The sequence below is a fragment of the Arsenophonus nasoniae DSM 15247 genome, assembly GCF_000429565.1.
GTDB lineage: Bacteria > Pseudomonadota > Gammaproteobacteria > Enterobacterales > Enterobacteriaceae > Arsenophonus > Arsenophonus nasoniae.
On sequence record NZ_AUCC01000021.1, the window covers coordinates 1 to 17,089 of the forward strand.

14 protein-coding genes, 2 pseudogenes and 1 other annotated feature are annotated in these 17,089 nt (G+C 37.3%); of the genes and pseudogenes, 6 read left to right on the plus strand and 10 right to left on the minus strand.

Going from position 1 to position 17,089, the window contains the following annotated elements; translation table 11 throughout:
- The 3 genes from G468_RS0106685 to G468_RS22350 all read left to right on the plus strand — a co-directional run.
- The coding region (locus tag G468_RS0106685) for an ATP-binding protein (RefSeq protein WP_026822469.1) at positions 1-258 on the plus strand (258 nt) is incomplete at its 5' end.
- 62 nt (positions 259-320) lie between these two features.
- The gene (locus tag G468_RS0106690; RefSeq protein ID WP_026822470.1) at positions 321-1,337 is read left to right on the plus strand and encodes a hypothetical protein; all 1,017 of its coding nucleotides are present in this window, start codon (positions 321-323) and stop codon (positions 1,335-1,337) included.
- 29 nt (positions 1,338-1,366) lie between these two features.
- Positions 1,367-3,028 carry a pentapeptide repeat-containing protein gene (locus tag G468_RS22350; RefSeq protein ID WP_026822471.1) on the plus strand — a complete coding sequence of 554 codons (1,662 nt, stop codon included), beginning with the start codon at positions 1,367-1,369 and terminating at the stop codon, positions 3,026-3,028.
- A gap of 117 nt (positions 3,029-3,145) precedes the next feature.
- Here G468_RS22350 and G468_RS19980 read toward each other — a convergent pair.
- The 3 genes and pseudogenes from G468_RS19980 to G468_RS0106710 all read right to left on the minus strand — a co-directional run bounded on the left by G468_RS19980 (position 3,146) and on the right by G468_RS0106710 (position 5,710).
- A pseudogene (locus G468_RS19980) lies at positions 3,146-4,146 on the minus strand (phage portal protein).
- A pseudogene (locus G468_RS24645) lies at positions 4,147-4,275 on the minus strand (hypothetical protein); the annotation flags it as partial.
- Between the two features lie 181 nt (positions 4,276-4,456).
- Positions 4,457-5,710: a C45 family peptidase gene (locus tag G468_RS0106710; RefSeq protein ID WP_026822473.1), complete on the minus strand. Its 1,254-nt coding sequence runs from the start codon at positions 5,708-5,710 to the stop codon at positions 4,457-4,459.
- Positions 5,711-6,842: 1,132 nt separating this feature from the next.
- Between G468_RS0106710 and G468_RS22355 the strand changes: the two genes are divergently transcribed.
- Positions 6,843-7,076, plus strand: a complete 234-nt coding sequence (locus G468_RS22355; RefSeq protein WP_135678010.1) for a hypothetical protein — start codon at positions 6,843-6,845, stop codon at positions 7,074-7,076.
- A gap of 470 nt (positions 7,077-7,546) precedes the next feature.
- Here the strand turns inward: G468_RS22355 and mog are convergent, their stop codons facing one another.
- Together mog and tal are read right to left on the minus strand one after the other, a co-directional pair.
- Positions 7,547-8,122 carry a molybdopterin adenylyltransferase gene (gene mog / locus G468_RS0106720; protein WP_026822474.1) on the minus strand — a complete coding sequence of 192 codons (576 nt, stop codon included), beginning with the start codon at positions 8,120-8,122 and terminating at the stop codon, positions 7,547-7,549.
- Positions 8,123-8,301: 179 nt separating this feature from the next.
- The gene (gene tal, locus G468_RS0106725; RefSeq protein WP_026822475.1) at positions 8,302-9,255 is read right to left on the minus strand and encodes a transaldolase; all 954 of its coding nucleotides are present in this window, start codon (positions 9,253-9,255) and stop codon (positions 8,302-8,304) included.
- Between the two features lie 254 nt (positions 9,256-9,509).
- Here tal and yaaA point away from each other — a divergent pair, with 254 nt between their 5' ends.
- Entirely contained in the window at positions 9,510-10,286 is a 777-nt protein-coding gene (gene yaaA / locus G468_RS0106730) for a peroxide stress protein YaaA (RefSeq protein ID WP_026822476.1), read from the plus strand.
- A 34-nt stretch (positions 10,287-10,320) separates the two neighbouring features.
- Here the strand turns inward: yaaA and thrC are convergent, their stop codons facing one another.
- The 4 genes from thrC to thrL all read right to left on the minus strand — a co-directional run bounded on the left by thrC (position 10,321) and on the right by thrL (position 15,165).
- Positions 10,321-11,613: a threonine synthase gene (thrC, locus tag G468_RS0106735; RefSeq protein ID WP_026822477.1), complete on the minus strand. Its 1,293-nt coding sequence runs from the start codon at positions 11,611-11,613 to the stop codon at positions 10,321-10,323.
- Between the two features lie 2 nt (positions 11,614-11,615).
- Positions 11,616-12,545 carry a homoserine kinase gene (thrB, locus tag G468_RS0106740; protein ID WP_026822478.1) on the minus strand — a complete coding sequence of 310 codons (930 nt, stop codon included), beginning with the start codon at positions 12,543-12,545 and terminating at the stop codon, positions 11,616-11,618.
- 1 nt (position 12,546) lies between these two features.
- Entirely contained in the window at positions 12,547-15,006 is a 2,460-nt protein-coding gene (thrA, locus tag G468_RS0106745; RefSeq protein ID WP_026822479.1) for a bifunctional aspartate kinase/homoserine dehydrogenase I, read from the minus strand.
- Between the two features lie 24 nt (positions 15,007-15,030).
- Positions 15,031-15,158 (minus strand) — a sequence feature (Thr leader region).
- The gene (gene thrL / locus G468_RS25290) at positions 15,097-15,165 is read right to left on the minus strand and encodes a thr operon leader peptide (RefSeq protein WP_135678238.1); all 69 of its coding nucleotides are present in this window, start codon (positions 15,163-15,165) and stop codon (positions 15,097-15,099) included. It overlaps the preceding feature by 62 nt.
- A 644-nt stretch (positions 15,166-15,809) precedes the next feature.
- Here thrL and arcA point away from each other — a divergent pair.
- On the plus strand, positions 15,810-16,526 hold the full coding sequence (arcA, locus tag G468_RS0106750; RefSeq protein ID WP_026822480.1) for a two-component system response regulator ArcA: 717 nt from the start codon (positions 15,810-15,812) through the stop codon (positions 16,524-16,526).
- Positions 16,527-16,574: 48 nt separating this feature from the next.
- On the opposite strand, the gene creA is transcribed toward arcA, so the two are convergent.
- Entirely contained in the window at positions 16,575-17,048 is a 474-nt protein-coding gene (gene creA, locus G468_RS0106755) for a protein CreA (protein ID WP_026822481.1), read from the minus strand.
- Positions 17,049-17,089 lie beyond the last annotated feature (41 nt).

Here is a 17,089-nt window from a genome sequence, read left to right on the forward strand (position 1 = left end):
GATGAGATTGGATACCTGCCGTTTGGGCGAGAAGAAGCAAACCTGTTTTTCAATGTGATTGCCAAGCGTTATGAGCATGGCAGTGTCATATTGACGAGTAACCTATCATTTGGGCAATGGCCAAGTGCTTTTGCTGATGACGCAACATTAACTGCCGCTATGCTTGATCGTTTACTTCATCATTCGCATGTACTGCAATTAAGCGGTGAAAGCTACCGATTGAAAGATAAGCGGCGCTCAGGAGCAATAACTGAGTAAAACAGTGGATCAATTTTGATTGATCGGATTTAGATAAAAAGTGGATCAGTTTTCGGTGATCGTTGACACATCAAGAAGGTTATCAGGAAACCACCCGCCAAAAAGTCGATGCTTTTTTCTTGAGTCTTATTCCTTTCTACACGGTAATTACTGAAGCACAACAAGGGAATACCGGCAAAGCCGTTCAAGCAGGACTGTGGGATATGGCCGGTTTTTTGTCTTTTATCTCCTTAACCATACAAATTGGCGGGCGATTTAGTATAGCCGCGGGAGAAGCTGCCCTTAACGGACTACAAACCGCATTAAAGCAGGCTACATTCCGCCAGGCATTAAGCCAAGGAGGCAAACAATTACTCAAATCGGGTATTCCTCATATAGCAAATAGCCTACCGCCCAATGTGGTAGCTAAATTAGGCACCGCTTTTTTGCGCAGTGCTGATCCAGGATTTGAATTACTGGCATCCGGGGGAATAAAAAGTATTAATGCGTTAAAAAAAGCCGCAAGTCAGTCAAAAATAGAAATCAGTGGATTAAACAAGCTAATAAAGGCACTAGAAAAAAAGGCGGCTGATTTTCCGGTTGTGCCAACTGAAAAAATTGATATAGAAACCGCTTATCGTGCTGATCTGGCAAAAGAGGTTTCGGTCATTAACATCGGTTATGAACGGGGCAATGCGATTTATGTGCAGGTAAATCCGGCAACTGGCGAGCCATATGGCCGCAAATATCTGCGGGATGCTGCTGGTAATCTTGAGTTAGCGCCAGTGCCAATCGGTGAGCGTCTTTACCATCTCAAAACGCAGGGGTTGGGCGGATTGGGATCTAAAATGGCCGATAGACTTTGGGTAGAACAAGAAGACGTACTAAAGCCATTAAAGAAAATGACGCTTAATCAGCTAAGAAAAAAATTAGCACAATCACAAAATGGCAAAGATATTTATATATACAGAAAAGATTTGAGTAACCTGGATGTCAGCCGTATTTTTAATGAAAAAATCGAAATCTCCTCAATCGCGTTTGATGACTGTAAGCTGTCTGAAGTTAACCTAAAAATGCTAATTTACATAGAGTTAGCCTAACTGATAGTGACCTAAATAAAGCTAATCTTATGGAAGCTAATCTTTCTAGGGTTAGTTTAGTACATACTAACTTGGCTGAAGCCAATTTGAATAAAGCTGTTTTAGATACAGTTAATCTCGAATGGGGTTTTTTAGATCGAGCTAATCTAACTGATGCCAGCCTTAAAAATATTAATCTGAAGTATGCTAAGTTGCGTGAAGCAGATCTGACTGGGGTCACTATGGAAAATGTTATTTTGATTAATACTGATTTCACTAAAGCTAATTTAAGTCATGCCAATTTGAAACAGGTATCTATTTTGGGAGCTAACTTCTCGGGCGCCAATCTGGACAATACAGTTGATACTTTTACGCTTAATCTCCCTAAATGGAACGAGGCTAACCTGGATCATGATTTGAATCATTTTAATAATAGCAGAAACAGTATTCTAACTGCGATTGATAGTATTGATAATCAATATAGTGCGTTAAAAACCAAGTTAGCACTGCAATTAATTGACTCTCTTGACCGTCCTGCAATTAACCTTACCCATGTCAGGTTACCGTTGTTAGATATTTTAGCGAAAGAACCCTTTGTAAAAAATCAAGTAATTAATCAGTTTGTTAACAAACTTATGCGTAACTTTTTAGAAAATAATGCATTGCAGCTACTCAGTAAACTAGAAACTAACCCGCAAATAACCCATACTTTTATCAAATATTTTGACCAACAACCCGAACTGATGGTTTCAGCAGAATTTAATAGCGCCTTTATTCAAACCATACTAGCAGCCCGAATAAAAGGAACTGAGGGAGTGAAAACCGCAGCGCAGCAATTATATCAAAAGTATCTGGATTTACCTGCTATTCAGCAACAACTACAACATGCAGAAATTGAGGGGATCTTTGGTGACTATGCTGGCCATGCAGACTGGGCAGATAATCAAGCAACAAATTATCTACTATTGTCGCCAACTAAACCCGGCAGAGTATTACTGGTTGCTGAAAATGACCTCTATCAAATGTTGCATCCTAATGATGAAACAAAATGGAATAACATTTTCCTTTTTCAGGATGGCAAGAATTTAAGTCCAGCAGAATATAATTTGCAACAGTGTTACATGCAAGAGTTTCCTCTTTTTGCCTCACCTTTCTCTTATAATTTGCATCAGTATTTATTTGATAACTTGATTGAAAGTTTAGATTTAGGAAGCCGATTAAAACCTCTATTCTTAAATGCCCAAAAATCTAACACCTTTGCCATAAAACTGGTAGATGATGTTGATCACCAAGAGTTAAGCACAATCTTTTCTCGTGTGCTTGATTTTGAACAGGGCCACATATTGAAAAATGAAAATTATAACCAGATTATTAATCTATACAATCTAACATCAAGTTCAAATAGAAAAAAAGCCGAACATCTCTTCTCGTTATCGACAGTTTTTACCCGTTATTCTTCCAGCGCTATCTTTGGCATCGAAGAGGATTCTCCTGTGATGCTGCGATATTATGCCTATGCTTTACTAGAAAAAGCGCATAAACTTGATCCCAGCTTAATTGGTCAAAATACATTTAATGATTGGAAAAATCGTTTACTTGGTCAAAATGGCGCCTTCACTTGTAGCGCCCTGCTGGCTGATGAGATGACTGTTTATGCTAACCAGCGCTGCAAGCCCATATTACAAAAAATTATCCCACCAGCCTGGCGATAAACACTTCAAATAGAATCGCTTAGAAATAAATAAAATGGCATTGTTGGAAATAACAGCAATGCCTCAAATAGATTATCCAATCTATTTTTTGTTATACAGTAAATAGAATTGGATCTGTCAATTTTTATCATTTAACGAATATTCAGCAAACCGGATCACTTCGTCACCGAGCCAGCTATTGAGCTGTTTTAGCTTGCTTTGTAGCGGTATTAATTCATTGCGCACAAACACTTTGGCCGCTTTTTCCACATCGCCAAAGCCACCAACATTACCGGGGATAATGCCCATAATCTGCGGCGGCACGCGGTGAGCGGCTAACATATCGTCCCGGCTCACATTTTTAATATTTAAAAATTCATCTTTGGCGGCCGCCTCCGACAACGGGATGGTTTGGATACCATCTTTTTTACCGTCCGGCGAATACAAAAACAGATTGCGAAAATTTCCCGGTCCTTTACTGCTTTTGAATGCCTCACGAATATTGTCAATATCCTGCGGGCTTTGTGAGGGATTACTGATATAGAGGATATAGCCAGCGTGGGAGCCGTTAAGATAATATTTGCGCCGAAAAAGCGTCGACGCTTCATTAAGTAATACCGACGTCAGCGCAGCTAAATATTCCAGCAAGCCGTAGATTTCCTGGTTGATATCGGCTTCAATCAGATGAAAAACCTGTCCAGCCGGAAAATCATACAGCTCACAGTCATAGCCATATTTCACCAACCAGTAAGTGACTAAATCCTCCCCGCGTCGGGTAAATTTGGCCGGAATATGTTTAAGCCGTAATGGCCGTTTCAAGCCATTGGTGCGGCGCTCTAAATAACCATTACCAAACAGTAAAAAATCCAGTACAAAACTGTCGAAGTCCTGCCGGCTTAATAACGGATGTGGGATAAAGGTACTGGTGAGAATATTACGTTTGACATAAATCGCATTGCTGTGATGCGGCGCGGCGCGAAAAGGCGGGACAAGCCCTCAAAGCTAATCGGCGGCTTATAGTAGTTATCGATTAACACACATTCCAGATAATCAAATATTTCCCGTCGCTCAAGGGCGGAGATCGGCTCACCAAAAATAAACGCTTCAATCTGCTTACCTTGTTTAGCATTAGTTGCCATTTAAAAAACCTCAATAATATTACGGTGCGTGGCACTGTCGCCGGTGATCGGTTCGTTATACAGCGCATGCATGGTGGCCCAGGCCAGATCAGAGTGGCTGGCTTCTTCACTGCGACAGGCTTTATAAGTCGATTTTTTTGTAACCGTATTGCGCGCGTTACGTTTTCTCTGGCGAGGACAGCATCGGCAATTAAAAATATGAGCGGACACTAGTATATTTTATTAAATTAAAAAGATTCCTGAGTATTTTTAAGATATTCAGGAATAATGAATGGTAAAATTAATATACTAAGATAGTTAAATTAAATTTTTATTTACTATTTACTTCAAAGCAAACTTTAGTAAACTCTTGCAGTTTTGGCGACCAAGTAGTGCCATAGGTACATCCCGCTCTTAGATCATGTATTATGGCATTTGTAGTAACAAAAGCGTTTCCCTTATAGCCCTGCATTAAGACAGGTTTAGAACGAAATAAATCTTTTAATGCATCAATACTTTTTTCTGGGCTATATATAGCACGTAATTTAGCCGTATTGAGCCGCCATAATGTATTGGCAAATAAATTATCAAACAACCGCCAATTACCTTGAGCATATTTTTGCACCATCCATTTTTCTTCACCAATGGGATGATTGGTATGAACAATATAGCCTTTCTGTGTACCATCAATCACTTTATTACCTTTATCTGTTATTTCTATGGTAATAATTTGGTTATTTAAATCGACAAAGCTTGGTGAATATGCGCCATTGGTTTTCAAATCAGTGAAAATAGCAGGGATTTTATAGACATTATCATTTTTGGCAACGATTGCCATCAGCACCGCACTTATAGGCACACCATTTTTACCACTACCTTGACGTAAGCCTTCAATAATATTTGTTGTGGTAGCTAATTTTTTCCCCATTACAATTGAGGTAAAGAAGGGTGTTGGTGCATGCACAATTAAGTCTGGGCTTTGCCAAATAGCGCCCCAACCAGAATATGCTACATTCATATCTTGGGTTTGACCTAAAATACCATTTGACCATCCTATCGCGGTACATGCGGAACCATTTTTCTTCAGCTCAGCCATTTTTTTTAGCGCATTATCCGTCTCTTTTTGAATTTCCTTAGCAAATAATCCCTCTTCAGCCCAGGCAACCAAATAAATTTCGTCTAAAGTATGATTGGTTGCTGCAGCCAGTCCTTGCCAAAAACTAATTAATTCAGGAAATTGTTTTTTTATAACATCAATATTTTTAAGAATAGTACGTTGGTCACTTTCTAATATTTGTTTTTTTACTAAACCGAGTTGCAGCTTGATGTAATCGCCCATTACATCACTTTTAAAAAATTGCTTGTAACCGTTAACTATTTGTTTTCCGCCTTCTTTAGTTAGACCTTCAAATGAGATAACTGGTGTGTTTTTTTGCATAATATCTGTTGTGTTTGCATGATAATAATTACCTGTCAAATGGAATTCTGCTCCATTAAAAGCTTTAACAATATTATCATTTGCTAAAGCAAATTCAGCATTAATTAGAATCGAAATGATAGTTGCTGTATAAATTATTTTTTTCATAAACATTTCCTCTTAAGCATTTATTTACCAAAAAATGCTATCTTCAGAACGTGTGATAACAAAAGCTTGAATTTTTACAAATGCTTAAAATTATCTCAGATTATCATTCTATACCCCTTTATTTGTGTTAATTTAATTACGAATAAATTATTCATATATATCTAAATAGATGGCAAAAAATATTTGTTGCATTCTAACTAGTCATTTTTAGGTTTAATGAAAAACAAATTATTATTTATATTTGTTTTATTAGGTGTAACATTTGGTTAAATAAAATAACATTATTATGTAATTATTTATTAATGACATTTAACACTAAAAGCTATTAAATAAATTATTACTCAATCAAAAATACCACAAAAAAAATTAATATATTTTAATTTAATTTAATTTAATTTAATTTAAGAAAATTAATCATGCTAAATATGTATTAATAAGTAATAGTTTTAGAAATTAATAAATTAAGATAAATAACTTCTGGTATTTATATTTCATTATTTTTAATTTTTGAAGTTAATATTGGAAAGAAATTTGAATTAATAAAATATGGCTAACTAAATTAATTGACTTAAGTTACATTAAAAATAGTTATTGTTTGATTGTTTGATTGTTTGATTGTTTGATTGTTTAATGATTTAATTATTTAAATGGCTTAACTTTAATTATATTTAAAGTTAACTTGCGGAAAGTGAAAATAATGTAATTAATTATAACTAATCTTTTTAATGCAATATTATTTTGTTGTTTTCAGTAAAAAAGTAAACATTAATTACTCAAGCTTGAAATCATTTATAGATAAAAGCTCTCAATTATTTTTCATTATTTAATGATATCTGAAAATAGATTTTATACAGTTTATAATAAAAAAAATCTATAACTCTGGTGTCAATTATTATTAATTAAATTTCAACAACACCTCACAATGATAAACAACTTCACTATAAACATATTATTGACAAATAATGTAACCCTATCGATGTTATTCTTAATTAATGATGCTTTTTCACTTTCATTTTTTGTATCAACCTTCAAACAAATACAATCTCATGCAACTTATCGCGTCAAATAACAGCATAAAAAGAGATCAAAAAGAAGTTATTGTATAGCGCAGGATTATCGCCACAGCGTGCGCATGATTGAACTCAATGATGGCAACCGCCCAATCGGTAACATTCGCGCCGCGATTATTGGTATGGTTTGTACCACGAGAGAAACCGATGAAAAAGCCTTTCCACTGAATAAACCGGTGCTGATTACTGATGTGCAAGGTGCGATAAGTCAAGCCTGGAAAACGGGCATACTGGCACCCGCATTGCAAGTAATTGCCGATCAAGCAAAACCTGATAACAGTTGTAGTAAGAGTTAAACAAGGCGAAACCGAAGACGAAACGACTGCTGATATTATTATCCAGCATGGTCGTAAAACGGGTATTCAATCCTTGCCAGCCGCACAAAATAGTGTGGCTTGTTAAACCTATATTTTAGGCATAGCGGGGCTGAATAATAAAGCAGTTGCAATAGCACTCGCCAGTGTGGCACAAAAACTGCGCACCATGGCTTATATTAGTTCTTATGACTGCCAAACTGGCAGTGAAGCTATAAATATCGGAAAAATTTAGCTAGCCTGAATTGATGTTGATATGGCAGGATCTTTTGCCTTTCGATAGTGTGAATAAAGCCGAAAATAACGCCTGGGCAACAGCAGCCATCACTATCACAGTAATGAAGAAATTTTGTATTTAACAATTGCCACTATTTGATGGCAACGCAATTAACTGTTGTTGTAATCATGACTAACATTATTCTGTAATGCAAAAGTCCTCCGGTTGATCAATGCTAACGCATCGCTGATTTAGGTCTAAATGCTTTAATAACGCTGGGATCGGTTTCAACATAGGGGCCTTCTAATAACTGGATACAGTAAGGTACGCTAGCAAAAATTCCAGCAACAATTTCGCTTCCCTGCTGATCTTTTAAACCGGCTAATGTTTCTGTAATTGATTTTGGTTGTCCGGGTAAATTCAAAATCAATGTTTGCTTGCGGATGACGCCAACTTGACGTGATAGGATCGCCGTTGGGACAAAATGCAAACTGATTTGCCGCATTTGTTCACCAAAACCCGGCATTTCCCGATCGGCAATCGCTAGTGTCGCATCCGGTGTTACGTCACGCAGCGCTGGCCCAGTACCACCGGTAGTTAAAATTAAATGACAAGCTAGATCATCAACTAGCTCACAAAGTGTGAGTTCAATAATTTTTTGCTCATCAGGGATTAAACGTGACTCAATGGTAAAAGCGGTTTTAAGTGCTGTGGAAAGCCAATTTTTAAGTGTAGGGATGCCCAGATCTTGATAAATTCCCTTCGCTGCCCGATCAGAAACAGAAACCAAACCTATCCGCAATTTATCCATGAGATCCTCAAATTTGATATTGAAAACAAGATGTTTAATACTAAATCTATTCAACTTTTGCTGTAGCAACCCAAAGATAAATAATATTATTCCCTTAAGCACCCTTAGCCCAACAAATAAAACTCAAAAGCCTAGTAAGATAGTCCACTAGGCTTTTATTTATAACAGAGAAATATTAATTACAGTTGTTGTGCAACCATTTTTTCTAACTTTTCCTGATCGATAGCAAATTTACGAATACCCTCAGCCAGTTTGTCGGTCGCCATAGCATCAGCATGATGTTGCCAATAGAATTCGGCTTCCGTCATCGGTTTAGGTGGTGACTGTATTTGACCATCAAATGCCAATTGGCGAACAACTTCACCTTGAGACTCAGAAAGTTCTTTAAGTAATGCCGGCGCAATCGTTAAACGATCACAACCTGCCAGTTGCAAAATTTCACCACTATTGCGGAAACTGGCTCCCATTACCACCGTTTGGTAGTCATGTTGTTTATAATAATTGTAAATTTGTGTAACAGAAATAACACCAGGATCTTCTTGTGGAGCATACTCTTTTGTATCGGTATTCGCTTTATACCAATCAAGAATACGACCGACAAAGGGTGAGATCAGATAAACACCGGCTTCAGCACAAGCACGTGCCTGAGCAAAAGAAAATAATAGGGTTAAGTTACAGTTAATACCCTCTTTTTCCAACTGTTCTGCTGCGCGAATACCTTGCCAAGTTGAAGCTAATTTTATCAAAATACGATCATTTTTAACGCCGGCACTATTATAAAGTTTAATAATACGGCGCGCTTTTTTAATGCATGCATCGCTATCATAGGAAAGACGCGCATCAACTTCTGTTGAAATTCTTCCTGGAATTAATTGTAAGATTTCTAACCCAATATTAACTGCCAACTTATCGCATGCATCAATAATTTGTTGCGCGCGTGAATTACTTTGCTCACGTGCCCATTTGATCGCTTCATCAATGAGTGGCTGATATTCTTGGATCTGAGCCGCATTAAGGATCAAAGAGGGGTTAGTGGTTGCATCTTCAGGTTTATAAAGCTTTATTGCGCTAATATCCCCTGTATCTGCCACAACCGTCGTTATTTTACGTAAAGAGGTTAATTTATCGCTCATTTTTTAATCCTGTCGTTATTGAGATGAAGCCGAGGCTCACAATCCTATCTTGCTGTGATAATATCATGCATTGATATTACAACAAATAAGTGCAGCAACCATTGTTATCGATAACATATTTAGCCTGCCTTTTTTCATAACCTACTGTCGTTTGAATAGCAATAATTAACGATAAATGCTACAAATAACCTCAATGATAGCAATACATCATTTTAATGAAGTCGCTTATTTTTGAATTTTACTGGGTAGTAATTATGCTTATCACGATTTCACCAGCCAAAACACTTGATTATGAAAGTCCGTTGGCTACAACTGAATATAGCCAGCCAACCCTATTAACACAGGCAGAGCAATTGATTCAGATCTGCCGTAAACTTACACCAGCGGAAATTGCTAGTCTAATGCATATTAGTGACAAATTGGCTGGTTTAAATGCCGCTCGTTTTGGACAGTGGCATGCTACTTTTACGCTAGAGAATGCCCGAGCGGCGATCTTAGCCTTTAAAGGTGATGTCTATACCGGCCTGCAAGCGGACAGTTTTACGCCAAAAGATTTTACTTTTGCCCAAAAACATCTTCGGATTCTATCCGGTTTATATGGTGTATTACGTCCACTTGATCTGATGCAACCTTACCGATTAGAAATGGGAACTAAACTAAATAATAAACAAGGAAAAGATCTTTATGCTTTTTGGGGTGATATTATTACTGAAAATCTTAATCAAGCCCTAAATAGTCAAGGTGATAATATTCTAATTAACTTAGCATCAGATGAATATTTTAAAGCCATTAATAGCAAAAAACTGGATGCTTATATTGTTAAACCTATTTTTCTAGATGAAAAACAGGGCAAATATAAAGTTATTAGTTTCTATGCTAAAAAAGCCCGTGGGCTAATGAGTCGCTTTATTATTCAAAATCAACTAAAAAATATTCAGCAACTGACTGAATTTAATTTAGCCGGTTATCAATTTGATGACGCTGCTTCCAAAGATAATGAGCTAGTTTTTAAACGATCTCAACAGGGTTAACAATGGAAGCTAATGCTTCCATTGCAGTACTTTGTTATCTAGTCACATGCTTGAGCAAAAATTTACGTAATAAAACAAAATCAGCGGGTAGCTGATGGGAAAATAGCGGCAATTTAGCCCGTTTTGCTAAAGCAGTTGGTAATGGTAATGATTTAGCGAGAATAGAATCTACACTTTGTTTAAATTTAGCTGGATGTGCGGTACTTAAAAACAGTCCGTATTCATCATCTTGCAGCTGATCACGTAAAATACGATAAGCAACTGCGCCATGTGGCTCAGAAATATAACCTTTACTCGCCAGTTCTTGCATGGTTTTTGCGGTCATTTTATCATCAACAACGCCATAACCAAGCTCATCAAGCGCCCATTTTTGGTACAGGAATAGCGCCTCTATCCGTGGCCAATTATTTGGCTGACTAACATCCATCGCATTTGACAGGGTCGCTATTGTCTGATGTGGTAACCATTGCCCCTCGGACAGATAACGTGGAACGGTATCATTAACATTAGTGGCGGCAATAAAACGTTTCACCGGTAGCCCCATAGCTTTGGCAAATAAGCCGGCAGTTAAATTACCAAAATTACCACTGGGTACCGAAATAACTAACTGCTGACGTTTTTCAACCGGTAGCTGGGCAACAGCCTCAAAATAATAACAAATCTGTGCCAATAAGCGGCTAATATTAATCGAATTAGCGGAGGTCAAGCATAATATCCGTTTTAATTCTTCATCATCAAATGCCTGTTTTACCAGTGTTTGGCAATCATCAAAGTCACCGTTGATAGCAATAGTATGGATATTTTCCCCGAGTGTACAAAATAACTTCTCCTGCAAAGAGGTGATCTTATTTTCCGGATAGAGAATAATTACCTGAACATTATTGAGACCATAAAAAGCATGGGCAACGGCTGCGCCAGTATCACCTGAAGTCGCAGTTAAAATAGTAATAGGTTCATTGCTGGCAATTTGTGCCAATATTTGTGCCATAAACCGCCCACCAAAATCTTTGAATGCTAAGGTTGGACCATGATACAACTCCAGGCTGGCGATATTTTCTTCTATTGGCCTAACAACTAACGGAAAATTAAATGCCTTTTTGACGCTTTCTGTCACTTGTTCAAACGGCATTTCATCGCCAATATAGGTGGATAAGATATGGCTACTACGGGTGATAAAATCGTACTGTAACCATTTAGTTAGCTGCTCATCATTTAGTTTTGGTAAATTAAGCGGGAAAAAAAGACCCTGCTGCAGACCAAGCCCCTGTTTTACTGCCTGCACAAAACTGACCTGCTGGTTTTGATTTTTTAAATTATATAATCTCATTTTTAGCCTATCACTCTTGCTCCAACTTGATCTAAACGACACATATGTACAAAACCTTCACTATTTTGTAGGTAATGTTGTGTCAGCCATTGCATTACTTTTTCTGCCGTCTCTCTTTCATAACAAATTGCAAATAATGTCGGTCCTGAGCCAGAGATGCCACAAGCGACTGCACCGAGATTTTTTACTTTTTCGCGGGCGGATATAAAACCGGGCAATATTTGAGCACGATAGGGCTCAGCAATCACATCCTGCAACATATCGATCGCTAAATCAGTTTGTTGTGTGTGACAAGCATGAATAAAACTAGCTAATAATCGACCATGATTAATCGTATCCTGCCGTTGATAATGCGTTGGCAGAATAGCCCTCGCTTCTGCTGTCGCAACCTTGATACCAGGGTAAGCCATCACCCAAATCCAATCAGCGAAAGTAGGGATTGCTTGACTAATCATATTATTTTGTTCGACGATAAGCTGCATACCGCCCAAATAGCAAGGCGCAACATTATCATAATGAATACTACCAGCCACACGGCCTTCTAATTGCCCCATCATTAATAACAAGCTGTTTTTATCAAAAGGACAACCGGCATACTCATTTAATGCCATCAGTGCGGCTACCACTGAGCAGGCACTCGAGCCTAATCCAGAACCTATTGGCATATTCTTTTCCAATGTCATTTCAACATTGAGAGATTCGCCCAATTTTTGACAAAACAGTTGCCAGGCCTGGTAAACGATATTTTGCTGTGGCAGCTGGGGCAATTTAGCAACAAAAAAGCCACTATTTTTCAAATTAAATTTATCCGCCTTTACGACCGAGACACAATCGCCTAATTGCTGATTATCTATTGGAGAGATAGCCGCACCTAATACATCAAACCCAACACTGACATTGCCTATCGATGCGGGTGCATAAACTTTAACCATTTTATGCTCCTATTTTCCTTGTTAGTGCCCGTAATATATCGGCAAATACCCCTGCGGCAGTAACTTCATTACCTGCACCGTAACCTCTTAATACTAATGGAATTGGTTGATAATAGCGGGTATAAAATGCTAAAGCATTTTCACCATCCTTAACTTTATAAAGAGGATTATGTTCATCGACGGCTACCACTTTTACCTGACAACGACCGTCTTTAATTAACCCGACATATCGAAGGACTTTTCCCTGTGCCGCTGCTTGGGCAACTCTTATCTTAAAATCTTGATCTAATTGGGTTAATCGTTGAAGAAAATGGTTAACGTTACCACTGGTATCAAAAGAGATAGGCAAGATCGGTTCAATTTCAATATCACTAAGCTCAAGACAGTAACCTACTTCACGCGCCAGAATCAGCAACTTACGTGCAACATCCATACCAGAAAGATCATCACGAGGATCCGGTTCAGTAAAACCTTTTTCTTTCGCTAACTGTGTTGCTTGCGATAAAGACATTCCTTCATCAAGTAAACCAAAAATATAGGAAAGTGAGCCAGATAAAATCCCGCTAAACGCTAGCAGTTCATCACCTGCATTGAGTAAATTCTGTAAATTTTCAATGACAGGCAAACCAGCACCGACATTCGCTTCATACAGAAATTTACGCTTTGATTGCTCAGCAACTAATCGGATCTGGCGATAATAATGCATACTATCGGTATTAGCTTTTTTATTTGGCGTAACAATATTAAATCCTGCCTTGAGCAAAAAAACATAGTGCTTCGCTATTTGCTGATCAGCGGTACAATCAACGATAACGGGATTTAGAAAACAATGTTTATCTTGTAATTGGCACACATCACGTAAACTAAAAGATCGTTTAGATTGTGATAACGCTATTTGCCAATTATCCAACGTTAATCCTGTAATATCCGTTAACATCACCCGCGAATTAGCAATTGCACAAACTCGCAGATCAATCTGTTGCTTTTTCAACCAATTTTGTTGCCGATAAATTTGTTCAAGTAAAGCATTGCCAACAACACCAACAACAAAAACATTGATAATTTGATCGGTATTAAACAACATTTGGTGACATAACTGCACCGCAATGGTGCTCATATTATTATCAATCACGGCAGAGATTGAGCGCTCTGAAGAGCCTTGTGCAATAGCGACAATGTTAATATTACCACGCGTTAAGGCAGCAAAAAAACGGGCCGATATTCCCTTGCAAGTCCGCATACCATCACCAACTACTGAGATAATCGCTAACTGCTCGATGATATCTAATGAACCAAGTAAACCTTCTTTTAATTCCAAATAAAACTCTTCATTCAGTGCCTGATATGACTGTGATAACTGTTCCTGATATACACAAAAACTAATGCTGTACTCAGAAGAAGATTGCGTGATTAATATAATTGAAATCCCTTTTTGGGACAGCGCGGAAAAGACGCGAGCAGCCATACCTACCATACCCTTCATGCCAGGTCCTGAGACATTAATCATCGCCATATTATTTAGGCTAGTGATCCCTTTAATTGGCATACATTCACTATTTTCAATATTACCAATTAAAGTACCCTTACCCTCAGGCGCGGAGGAATTTTTAATTAAACAAGGGATCTGAAATTGGGCAATCGGAGCAATTGTTCGAGGATGCAGGACTTTAGCTCCAAAATAGGAGAGTTCCATCGCTTCTTGATAAGATATTTCTGTTAGCAACTGAGCTTCTGGCACGATACGAGGATCACAAGTATAAACCCCAGCGACATCGGTCCAAATTTCACAATAATCTGCCCGTAAGCAAGCGGCTAGAACATCCGCTGAGTAATCAGAGCCATTACGCCCCAATATTACCGGTTCATTTTGCCCATTACCGGCAGTAAATCCCGCCAATAAAATAAGATGATCTTTAGGTATATTCAAAGCACTAATGCGCTGGCTAGATTCACGTATATCGACTGTCGCACCAAGATAAGGACCTTCAGCGAATAAATTTTTTACTGGATCAATAATCGTTACTAGGTAACCACGTGCACGCAGTATCGATGCCATAATCGTAATTGACATTTTTTCACCACGGCATATTAATCCAGCATAGAGACTTGCTGGACATTGCCCCAAACCTAATAGCTCAATACCCTGCAATATTTGCTGAATTTGAATAAACTCATTTTCAATCATTTGCCTGACTTTTTCATAGGCAAAATCAGATTGCTTTTCTTGCAAACCGGAGATCAACGCAGAAAAAATTTCATTAGCCCCTTTGATATGTGGAGTAATATCAGCGCCCGACGTCGCTGCATCGATCATAGCAATAAGATAATCCGTGATCTTAGCAGGTGCTGACAAAACTAACGCCACCGGCCCTGCTGTAAATTTATCCGCAACAATATTAGCAACGTTAAGCATTTTATTATCATTGGCAACCGACGTTCCACCAAATTTGAGCACACGCATTGATTTTTCCTCCTGGAATTGGGTTAAAAAAAAACCCGCATCATTTGCTTGGATGCGGGCTTTCTGTTCGATTTCGATTTTAGTTATGCGTCAGCCCGCCCCATAACCAATGGTTACGGTAGTGGTAATGGTGGTAGTATTGAAGCTGGTCTTACGCATCACAGTCCTAACTTTTTATAAAAAATGTTTAGCTATATACTGGTTAAAGCAATTTTAATGCAAAGTCAAATAATCTGTTCTTTAATTACTAAAACCTATTAAACATATTTATATCTTTGTTAAGTAACTTCACGTACAGAATACATTTCACTTTAAGTAGATAAAAAAACATCCATAACCGAATAAATAAGAATTTTTATCTATTTGCCGTCACGAATGCTAGTATGTAAACAGATAAATAATAATACGAGGCTTTGCGTTTATATTTTTCAAATAAATTACATTAGCGCCTAATTTAATATAAATACAATATTTTATGACACAAAAAATCATATAATTTAAGAAATAATCTTTATAATAGCTTTATTTCGATTTTGACGTGTATCAACAAAAGTCATTTTTTTAGGTGGTAAATAACCTTTTAGCTGTTATATTGCTGTTAACATAAAATGAGAAAAGAATTGTTTAGTAAATTTCTTTTAGGTTCGGCATAATTGTTTTTTTGTTACAAAAAATTTATATGAACTTTAATGATATTCGCTAAGCTTTCATTAGTATTATAAAACGAAATTAGAGAAAGCATGCTCTTGAAACATTAGTGTGTAAATCTGGTAATTTATATTGTAGAGAGTTAGGTAGCACATATGCAAACCCCACATATTTTGATTGTTGAAGACGAGATTGTCACACGCAATACCTTAAAAAGCATTTTCGAAGCAGAAGGCTATATTGTACATGAAGCTACTGATGGTGCCGAAATGCACAATATTTTATCTGATAATGATATTAACCTGGTCATTATGGATATTAATTTGCCAGGCAAAAATGGTCTGCTACTTGCACGCGAATTACGTGAACAAGCTCATGTCGCGCTGATGTTTCTTACTGGGCGTGATAATGAAGTTGATAAGATATTAGGATTAGAAATTGGGGCTGATGATTATATAACTAAGCCTTTCAATCCTCGTGAATTAACAATTCGTGCCCGAAATTTGCTTTCGCGCACCATGAATCTTTGCCAAATCAGTGGCGAACGCCGTCAGGTTGAAAGTTATAAATTTAACGGCTGGGAACTGGATATTAATAGTCGCTCTTTAATCAGCCCGATCGGTGATCAATATAAATTACCACGTAGTGAATTCAGAGCTATGTTACATTTTTGTGAAAATCCAAGTAAAATTCAAACACGTGCAGAACTATTGAAAAAAATGACCGGACGTGAATTAAAGCCACATGATAGAACGGTTGATGTGACTATCCGCCGTATTCGTAAACACTTTGAATCGATAGCTGACACACCCGAAATTATTGCCACCATCCATGGTGAAGGTTATCGTTTCTGTGGTGATATTGAAGAATAAATATAGAATATTAAACCCCTTTTATTTAGATTGGGGTTTTAATATATTTTAATGCCATGGCATAATTGGCACGGCACTAATCGCATTTTTAGGCGAGCCATCAATTATTTTGTCTGAATAAGTTAAATAAATAAGTGCATTCCGTTGCTTATCGTAAAAACGTACTACCTGTAGTTTTTTGAAAATCAATGAAGTACGTTTTTGGAAAACAACTTGTCCCTTTTTATTATTTAATTTAATTTTGTCATCTATAATTATTGGCCCAACTTGCTGACAAGAAATTGCCGAATCAGCAGTATCTTCTGCCAGGCCAAGACCCCCTTTAATACCGCCTGTTTTTGCTCGACTTAGATAACAAGTTATATTGTTAATATCCGGATCGTCAAATGCTTCAATAACAATTTTATTATCAGGACCAAAGAGCTTAAATACAGTATCAACAGAACCGATTTCTTCTGCATATATGGTAATTGGTAGAAAAAATATTATTAAAATAGATAGTAATTTTGATAAATCTCGCATGATATTAATTTTCCTTAATACACATTTAATAATAAAATTAT

Excerpts from the sequence above, each read along its gene's own strand:
- thrB (WP_026822478.1), bottom strand. The coding sequence starts at position 12,545 with ATGGTTAAAGTTTATGCACCCGCATCGATAGGCAATGTCAGTGTTGGG.
- tal (WP_026822475.1), bottom strand. The coding sequence starts at position 9,255 with ATGAGCGATAAATTAACCTCTTTACGTAAAATAACGACGGTTGTGGCA.
- G468_RS0106710 (WP_026822473.1), bottom strand. The coding sequence starts at position 5,710 with ATGAAAAAAATAATTTATACAGCAACTATCATTTCGATTCTAATTAAT.
- mog (WP_026822474.1), bottom strand. The coding sequence starts at position 8,122 with ATGGATAAATTGCGGATAGGTTTGGTTTCTGTTTCTGATCGGGCAGCG.
- G468_RS22350 (WP_026822471.1), top strand. The coding sequence starts at position 1,367 with ATGGAAGCTAATCTTTCTAGGGTTAGTTTAGTACATACTAACTTGGCT.
- thrC (WP_026822477.1), bottom strand. The coding sequence starts at position 11,613 with ATGAGATTATATAATTTAAAAAATCAAAACCAGCAGGTCAGTTTTGTG.
- G468_RS22355 (WP_135678010.1), top strand. The coding sequence starts at position 6,843 with ATGATTGAACTCAATGATGGCAACCGCCCAATCGGTAACATTCGCGCC.
- arcA (WP_026822480.1), top strand. The coding sequence starts at position 15,810 with ATGCAAACCCCACATATTTTGATTGTTGAAGACGAGATTGTCACACGC.
- thrA (WP_026822479.1), bottom strand. The coding sequence starts at position 15,006 with ATGCGTGTGCTCAAATTTGGTGGAACGTCGGTTGCCAATGATAATAAA.
- yaaA (WP_026822476.1), top strand. The coding sequence starts at position 9,510 with ATGCTTATCACGATTTCACCAGCCAAAACACTTGATTATGAAAGTCCG.
- creA (WP_026822481.1), bottom strand. The coding sequence starts at position 17,048 with ATGCGAGATTTATCAAAATTACTATCTATTTTAATAATATTTTTTCTA.